At 58.8% G+C, this 7,714-nt stretch carries 11 protein-coding genes; all 11 read left to right on the top strand.

Annotation, left to right across the window (positions count from 1 at the left end):
* Window positions 1–253, top strand: a 253-nt coding sequence (locus PW947_RS09625; RefSeq protein ID WP_299631201.1) for an uL15m family ribosomal protein, incomplete at its 5' end; no start/stop codon positions are given.
* 46 nt (window positions 254–299) lie between these two features.
* A complete protein-coding gene (secY, locus tag PW947_RS09620) occupies window positions 300–1,646 on the top strand; it encodes a preprotein translocase subunit SecY (protein WP_299631200.1) in 1,347 nt (448 codons plus the stop codon).
* Window positions 1,647–1,654: 8 nt separating this feature from the next.
* On the top strand, window positions 1,655–1,873 hold the full coding sequence (gene infA / locus PW947_RS09615) for a translation initiation factor IF-1 (RefSeq protein ID WP_004521905.1): 219 nt from the start codon (window positions 1,655–1,657) through the stop codon (window positions 1,871–1,873).
* Window positions 1,874–1,893: 20 nt separating this feature from the next.
* Window positions 1,894–2,010 (top strand): 50S ribosomal protein L36, encoded by a 117-nt coding sequence (gene rpmJ, locus PW947_RS09610; protein WP_004199844.1) that lies wholly within the window; start codon window positions 1,894–1,896, stop codon window positions 2,008–2,010.
* Between the two features lie 41 nt (window positions 2,011–2,051).
* On the top strand, window positions 2,052–2,417 hold the full coding sequence (gene rpsM, locus PW947_RS09605; protein ID WP_012434566.1) for a 30S ribosomal protein S13: 366 nt from the start codon (window positions 2,052–2,054) through the stop codon (window positions 2,415–2,417).
* Window positions 2,418–2,445: 28 nt separating this feature from the next.
* Window positions 2,446–2,850 (top strand): 30S ribosomal protein S11, encoded by a 405-nt coding sequence (rpsK, locus tag PW947_RS09600; RefSeq protein ID WP_006052224.1) that lies wholly within the window; start codon window positions 2,446–2,448, stop codon window positions 2,848–2,850.
* A 147-nt stretch (window positions 2,851–2,997) separates the two neighbouring features.
* A complete protein-coding gene (rpsD, locus tag PW947_RS09595; protein ID WP_299631147.1) occupies window positions 2,998–3,621 on the top strand; it encodes a 30S ribosomal protein S4 in 624 nt (207 codons plus the stop codon).
* Window positions 3,622–3,744: 123 nt separating this feature from the next.
* Entirely contained in the window at window positions 3,745–4,722 is a 978-nt protein-coding gene (rpoA, locus tag PW947_RS09590) for a DNA-directed RNA polymerase subunit alpha (protein WP_299631146.1), read from the top strand.
* A gap of 161 nt (window positions 4,723–4,883) precedes the next feature.
* Window positions 4,884–5,276 carry a 50S ribosomal protein L17 gene (gene rplQ, locus PW947_RS09585; protein WP_299631144.1) on the top strand — a complete coding sequence of 131 codons (393 nt, stop codon included), beginning with the start codon at window positions 4,884–4,886 and terminating at the stop codon, window positions 5,274–5,276.
* Window positions 5,277–5,428: 152 nt separating this feature from the next.
* The gene (cutA, locus tag PW947_RS09580; RefSeq protein WP_299631210.1) at window positions 5,429–5,755 is read left to right on the top strand and encodes a divalent-cation tolerance protein CutA; all 327 of its coding nucleotides are present in this window, start codon (window positions 5,429–5,431) and stop codon (window positions 5,753–5,755) included.
* A complete protein-coding gene (gene dsbD / locus PW947_RS09575; protein ID WP_299631142.1) occupies window positions 5,748–7,667 on the top strand; it encodes a protein-disulfide reductase DsbD in 1,920 nt (639 codons plus the stop codon). The genes cutA and dsbD overlap by 8 nt, the downstream gene beginning before the upstream one ends.
* Window positions 7,668–7,714: the final 47 nt, after the last annotated feature.

Genomic DNA, 7,714 nt, shown 5'->3' with positions numbered 1-7,714 from the left:
TCCGAAGCGTGGTTTTACCTCGCTGACGAAGGAGTTCGTTGGTGAAGTCCGCTTGGGCGATCTGGAAAAGCTGCCGGTCGACGAAGTCGATCTGCTGGCTCTGAAGCAGGCTGGTCTGGTCGGTGAGATGATCACCAGCGCCAAGATCATCCTGAACGGCGAGCTGAAGCGCAAGATCGTTGTGAAGGGTCTGGGTGCGACGAAGGGTGCGCGCGCTGCGATTGAAGCAGCCGGCGGCTCGTTCGCCGAGTAACGCGCAAGTCGATTGCCGTCACTAGCATTTGCATCGGAGAAGGTACTTGGCTAACAGCCCGAGTCTCGCAAAACCCGGTCGAAGCGCGGCGAAGTTTGGCGATCTGCGTCGGCGGGCAGTGTTTCTGCTGCTGGCGTTGATCGTCTACCGAATTGGCGCGCACATTCCGGTGCCGGGTATTGACCCGGACCAACTGGCAAAGCTGTTCCAAAGCCAGTCGGGTGGCATCCTTGGCATGTTCAACATGTTTTCGGGTGGTGCACTCTCGCGTTTCACGATCTTCGCGCTTGGGATCATGCCGTACATTTCGGCGTCGATCATCATGCAGTTGCTGGCGATCGTCTCGCCGCAAATGGAAGCGTTGAAGAAAGAAGGGCAGGCAGGACAGCGAAAGATTACGCAGTACACGCGTGTCTTTACGGTCTTGCTGGCGACATTCCAGGCATTCGGCATTGCCGTTGCACTTGAGAATCAGCCGGGCCTTGTGATCGATCCGGGTATGGTGTTCCGGTTGACCACGGTCGTGACGCTTGTGACCGGCACGATGTTCCTGATGTGGCTGGGTGAGCAGATCACGGAACGCGGGTTGGGTAACGGAATTTCGATCATTATTTTCGGCGGGATCGCAGCGGGTTTCCCGAACGCGATTGGTGGGCTGTTCGAACTGGTGCGAACCGGCTCGATGAGCATCATCTCCGCGATTATCGTGGTCGCGCTGATCGCCGCTGTGACGTATCTGGTTGTGTTCATCGAACGTGGCCAGCGCAAGATTCTTGTGAACTACGCGAAGCGTCAGGTCGGTAACAAGATTTACGGCGGACAGTCGTCACATCTGCCGCTGAAGTTGAACATGTCGGGCGTGATTCCGCCGATCTTTGCATCGTCGATCATTCTCTTCCCGGCAACCATCCTGAACTGGTTCAGTTCGGGGTCGCGTACCGGTTGGTTCGCAGACACGCTGCATAACGTGGCTGAGGCTCTCAAGCCCGGTCAACCGGTGTACGTGTTGTTGTACGCGTTGGCGATCGTGTTCTTCTGTTTCTTCTACACCGCACTGGTGTTTAACAGCAGAGAGACGGCCGACAACCTGAAGAAAAGCGGCGCTTTTGTCCCAGGCATTCGTCCGGGCGATCAAACGGCGCGATATATCGACCGTATCCTCACGCGTCTGACGCTGGCTGGTGCGATCTACATCGTGTTTGTTTGTCTGCTGCCTGAATTTCTGGTGCTGCGCTGGAATGTGCCGTTTTATTTTGGTGGAACGTCGCTGCTGATCATTGTCGTCGTCACAATGGATTTCATGGCGCAGGTGCAGTCGTACGTTATGTCGCAACAGTATGAATCGCTGCTTAAGAAGGCCAACTTCAAGGGCGGCGGCGTCCCGATGCGTTGAAAGGACTTATGGCCAAAGACGATGTTATCCAGATGCAGGGTGAGGTCATCGAAAACCTGCCTAACGCTACCTTTAGGGTGAAGCTGGAAAACGGCCATGTCGTATTGGGACACATATCCGGCAAGATGCGGATGCACTACATCCGAATCCTGCCGGGCGACAAGGTGACGGTTGAATTGACGCCTTACGATCTGTCGCGTGCGCGGATCGTGTTCCGGGCGAAGTGATTTGAAAAAAGGGTAATATCATGAAAGTGATGGCATCGGTTAAGCGCATTTGCCGCAATTGCAAGATCATCAAGCGCAAAGGCGTTGTGCGCGTGATTTGCAGCTCTGATCCGCGCCACAAACAGCGTCAAGGCTGAACGCCGCGCTTTTGCTTGCGCTTTTTGTTTGAGGAAAAACAATGGCTCGTATCGCAGGGGTTAACATCCCGAATCACCAGCACACTGAAATCGGCCTCACGGCTATTTACGGTGTAGGCCGCACGCGCTCGCGCGACATTTGCGTCGCTGCTGGTGTGGCATTTTCGAAGAAGGTCAAGGACCTGAACGACGCAGACCTCGAAAAGCTGCGTGAAGAAGTCGGCAAGTTCATCGTTGAAGGCGATCTGCGCCGTGAAACGACGATGAACATTAAGCGTCTGATGGATCTCGGCTGCTACCGTGGCGTGCGTCATCGTAAGGGCTTGCCCCTGCGTGGCCAACGCACGCGTACGAATGCCCGTACGCGTAAGGGTCCGCGTCGTGCAGCGCAATCGCTGAAGAAGTAAGCGGAACTGACAGTTACAGGAAAACGTAATGGCTAAGGCTTCGAACAACTCCGCGGCGCAACGCGTTCGCAAGAAGGTCAAGAAGAACGTCGCCGAGGGCGTGGTTCACGTTCACGCGTCGTTCAACAACACCATCATCACGATCACCGATCGTCAAGGCAATGCGCTCGCATGGGCAACGTCGGGTGGCCAGGGCTTCAAGGGTTCGCGTAAATCGACCCCGTTTGCAGCTCAGGTTGCCGCTGAATCGGCTGGTCGCGTGGCGATGGAATACGGCGTAAAGAACCTCGAAGTGCGGATCAAGGGCCCCGGTCCTGGCCGTGAATCGGCGGTGCGCGCGCTGCATGGTCTTGGCATCAAGATCACCGCGATCTCCGACGTGACGCCGGTCCCGCACAACGGCTGCCGTCCGCCGAAGCGTCGTCGTATCTAAGACGCCGTTTTTGCTAGCGCCTGTTGCCGCCTCGCGCGGCGGCAGGCTGCTTTGCGTTATTGCATTGACTAAGCCCACCGTTCGCCCCAAAGGGTGCGGACTAGCGTGAGTTGTTATCTCACGTGATCAAATATTGAAGGAAGTAACGTGGCACGTTATATCGGCCCTAAGGCCAAGCTGTCCCGCCGTGAAGGCACTGACCTCTTCCTGAAGAGCGCCCGTCGTTCGCTCGCTGACAAGTGCAAGCTTGACAGCAAGCCTGGCCAACATGGCCGCACCTCGGGCGCCCGTACGTCCGACTATGGCACGCAGCTGCGCGAAAAGCAAAAAGTGAAGCGCATCTACGGCGTGCTGGAACGCCAGTTCCGCCGCTACTTCGCTGAAGCTGATCGTCGTAAGGGCAACACCGGCGAAAACCTGCTGCAACTGCTGGAATCGCGTCTCGACAACGTCGTGTATCGCATGGGCTTCGGCTCGACGCGCGCTGAAGCGCGTCAGCTGGTGAGCCACAAGGCGATCACCGTGAACGGTCAAGTCGCGAACATTCCGTCGTTGCAGGTTAAGTCGGGTGACGTGATCGGTGTTCGTGAACAGTCGAAGAAGCAGGCTCGTATCCTCGAAGCGCTGTCGCTCGCTGAACAAGGCGGCATGCCGAGCTGGGTTGCTGTCGATTCGAAGAAATTCGAAGGCACGTTCAAGCAAATGCCGGAACGCAGCGACATTGCTGGTGACATCAACGAAAGCCTGATCGTCGAATTGTATTCGCGGTAATCGGATTAACGGCCGGGGTGCCCGATTGCGTTACGCAAGGGGGAACCTCGGCTGTTTATTTTCAGGTTGTTACCGGTCAGCCTTATCGGTGTAACGAGCCGAGGGTATTGAAAAGGAAAACCTATGCAAACCAGTTTGTTGAAGCCCAAGATCATCGCAGTTGAATCGCTTGGCGACAGCCATGCGAAAGTGGTCATGGAACCGTTCGAACGCGGTTACGGCCACACCTTGGGTAACGCGCTCCGGCGCGTGCTGCTGTCGTCGATGGTTGGCTACGCGCCGACCGAAGTGACGATCGCAGGCGTCGTGCACGAGTATTCGACGCTCGACGGTGTGCAAGAGGATGTGGTCAACCTGCTGTTGAACCTGAAGGGCGTGGTCTTCAAGCTGCATAACCGTGACGAAGTGACGGTTACGTTGCGTAAAGACGGCGAAGGCGTTGTCACCGCTGGCGACATCGAACTCGCGCACGATTGCGAAGTGATCAATCCGGATCACGTGATCGCGCATCTGTCGAAGGGCGGCAAGCTCGACGTGCAGATCAAGGTCGAAAAGGGCCGCGGTTATGTGCCGGGTAACGTGCGTCGTTACGGCGAAGAATCGGCCAAGATCATCGGCCGTATCGTGCTGGACGCGTCGTTCTCGCCGGTTCGCCGCGTGAGCTACGCCGTCGAAAGCGCGCGTGTCGAACAGCGTACCGACCTCGACAAGCTCGTGATGAACATCGAAACCAACGGTGTGATTTCGCCGGAAGAAGCGATCCGTCAATCGGCCCGCATTCTGGTTGATCAACTGTCGGTGTTCGCTGCTCTGGAAGGCACGGAAGCCGCTGCTGAGGCACCGTCGCGCGCGCCGCAGATCGATCCGATCCTGCTGCGTCCGGTTGATGATCTCGAACTCACGGTTCGTTCCGCGAACTGCCTGAAGGCTGAGAACATCTACTACATCGGCGACCTGATCCAACGCACGGAAAACGAGTTGCTGAAGACGCCGAATCTGGGTCGCAAGTCGCTGAACGAGATCAAGGAAGTGCTCGCTTCGCGCGGTTTGACGCTCGGTATGAAGCTCGAAAACTGGCCGCCGGCTGGTCTCGACAAGTAAGCCCAAAGAAATTCGCAGCTGTACCGCGACTGGCAAAGACGCGGATTTTCCTTTAAAATCCGCGTCTTGCTTTTTTAATACCGGCCCGTGCGTCGGACAACTTCGGTTGATCCAGGCGCGATAGAAGAGCTGGACCAAAACTTTGAAACGAAGGAATTAACATGCGTCACCGTCATGGTCTGCGGAAACTGAACCGCACGAGCAGCCACCGTCTGGCAATGCTCCGTAACATGTCCAACTCGTTGATCGAGCACGAAGTCATCAAGACGACGCTGCCGAAAGCGAAGGAACTCCGTAAAGTCGTCGAGCCGCTGATCACGCTTGGCAAGAAGCCGTCGCTGGCAAATCGTCGTCTGGCGTTCAACCGCCTGCGCGATCGTGACTCGGTCACGAAGCTGTTCGAAGTGCTGGGCCCGCGCTACGCAACCCGTCCGGGTGGCTACCTGCGTATCCTGAAGTTCGGTTTCCGCGTTGGCGATAACGCACCGATGGCACTGGTTGAACTGCTCGACCGTCCGGAAGTTGAAGAAACTGAAGTGCAAGAAGCTGAATAAGCTTTGATGCGCGAATGAAAAAGCCAGGCAAATGCCTGGCTTTTTTGTTTTCTGCGCGTCCAGCCTAGGCCGTTTGGCTAGCCTGCGGGGCAACACGTGCAGGTGATACGATTACGGCATCTGAAATGGATTCGCTGGAGCCGTCGTTGTACCTGAACGTGACCTTGATGTTGACGACGGTCCCCGACGCCGACACGGCCAAAGCGCTCGCTGCGGCCGCACTGAACGCTCGCCTGGCCGCCTGTGTTACGGAGTTGGGCGCAGTGCACTCCAGTTACCATTGGCAAGGCAAGATCGAATCCGGTGACGAGATTCAATTGCTGTTCAAAACAAGCGTCGCGCGGGCGTCCGAACTCGAGCAGTTCATTCAAACCCAGCATCCGTACGACACGCCTGAAATCCTCTCCTGGCAAGCCACGGCTTCGGCGGCGTATGCCCAGTGGATTACCGTCGAAACTCAACGTCCTATCCATGTTTAACCGTCCAGATCGGCGCGTATTCGCCATGCTGCGTGCCGTTGCCATTCTCCTGTCCAGCGTATTCGTGATGCTGGCCGCCACCGGCGTCGCTCGCGCGGCGGATGATTTTCTCGATCCGTCGGATGCATTCAAGTTCAGCGCGAGTGAGCAGCCTGGCGAAGTGCTGATCCACTACAAGATCGCGGACGGCTACTACATGTATCGCGAGCGCTTTGCGTTCGAGACGCGGAACGGCACGGCGACCGTTGGCGATCCGCAAATCCCGCCCGGGCACGTGAAGTTCGACGATACGTTCCAGAAGAACGTCGAGACGTATCGCGGTGACCTGACAATTCGTGTGCCGGTCAAGCAGGCTGCCGGTCCGTTCGATATCGCGGTGACGTCGCAAGGCTGCGCGGACGCGGGCATCTGCTATCCGCCGATGGAGCGCGTGTACCACGTGACCGGCGCGGCGCTGCACGCGGCGTCGGCGGCTCCGGCCCCGGCTCCGGCAACGCAATCGCCGAAAGCATCCACGCCGTCGGCCAACACCGCAGCCCCTTGGTATGAGCGTGCCACGAGCGCGGATTACGCGCAGTCGTTGCTCGAAGGCGGCGGCTTTTTCGCGATTGTCGGCTTGTACTTCGTCGCCGGCATGGTGCTTAGCTTGCTGCCGTGTTCGTATCCGATGATCCCGATCCTGTCGGCGATCATCATCGGTGAAGGTGCTCGGGTCACACGTGTCCGGGGTTTCACGCTGTCGCTGGCGTACGTGGTCGGGATGGCGCTCGTCTATACCGCGCTGGGCGTGGCGGCGGCGCTGGTCGGACAAAGCCTCGGCGCATGGTTACAGAACCCGTGGGTGCTCGGCGTGTTCGCCGTGTTGCTTACCGCTTTCGCGATCACGTTGATCGCCGGGATGGACCTGGCGTTGCCGCAACGTTGGCAGGACGGCGTGTCGCGCGCATCGCAAGGCCGTTCCGGCGGCAAGTTCGTGGCGGTGGCTGTGATGGGCGCGCTGTCGGCGCTGGTGGTCGGTGCGTGTATGACGGCGCCGTTGTTCGCCGTGCTCGCGTTTATCGCGCACACCGGCAATGCGTGGCTCGGCGGTGCAGCGCTGTTCTCGATGGGCATCGGGCTTGGCGTGCCGCTACTGATCATCGGCTTGGGCGCGGGCACGTTGTTGCCGCGCGCAGGCGTCTGGATGGACGGTGTGAAGGTGTTTTTCGGCGTCGTGCTGCTGGCGGCCGCGCTGTGGATCGTGTGGCCCGTGCTTGGAGCGGCCGCGCAAATGCTGTTGAGTGCGCTCTGGCTGTTGGTTGCGGCGGCCGGGCTTGGCCTGTTCTCGACCAACGCGACGGCGATCTCGATCTCGCGACGCCTCGGTCGCGGTTTGGGCGCAGCATTCGCTATCTGGGCCGCGGTACTGCTGGTCGGGCTTGCGGCCGGATCGTCGGATCCATTGCGTCCGTTGGCCGTGCTTGCCGCGTCGCGGGGCGACGCGGCGGGTGCCGGGAACGCGTCCACGGGCGCGTCAGCCAATGATTTGACCTTTGCTCCGGTACGCTCATCGAGTCAGCTCGACCAGGCCGTCAAAACGGCGGCGAAACCCGGCTTGCTCGATTTCTATGCAGACTGGTGCGTCAGCTGTAAAGAGATGGAGAAGTTCACCTTCAGCGACCCGCGTGTGCATGCGCGCTTGCAAGCGCTCAACCTGCTTCGCGCGGATGTGACAGCGAACAACCCGGACGATCAGGCGCTCCTGAAGCGATTCAAGCTGTTCGGGCCGCCAGGCATCATCTTCTTCGATCACAGCGGCAACGAGGTATTGCGTGTGGTCGGGTATGAATCGGCGGACACGTTCCTGCGCACGCTCGATCGCGCGGTCGCGACGGCGCCGTCATCGACTTCGACACCCGTGCCTCAGTCGTAACCCGCGCCGGCTATCCGCGCGGAAATAAAAAAACGGAGGAGCCGTTA

Origin of the sequence: Paraburkholderia sp. (assembly GCF_028283785.1) — a bacterium.
Taxonomy (GTDB): domain Bacteria; phylum Pseudomonadota; class Gammaproteobacteria; order Burkholderiales; family Burkholderiaceae; genus Paraburkholderia.
Note: the sequence above shows the minus strand (reverse complement) of the source record. Positions and strands in the feature narration are given on the sequence as shown.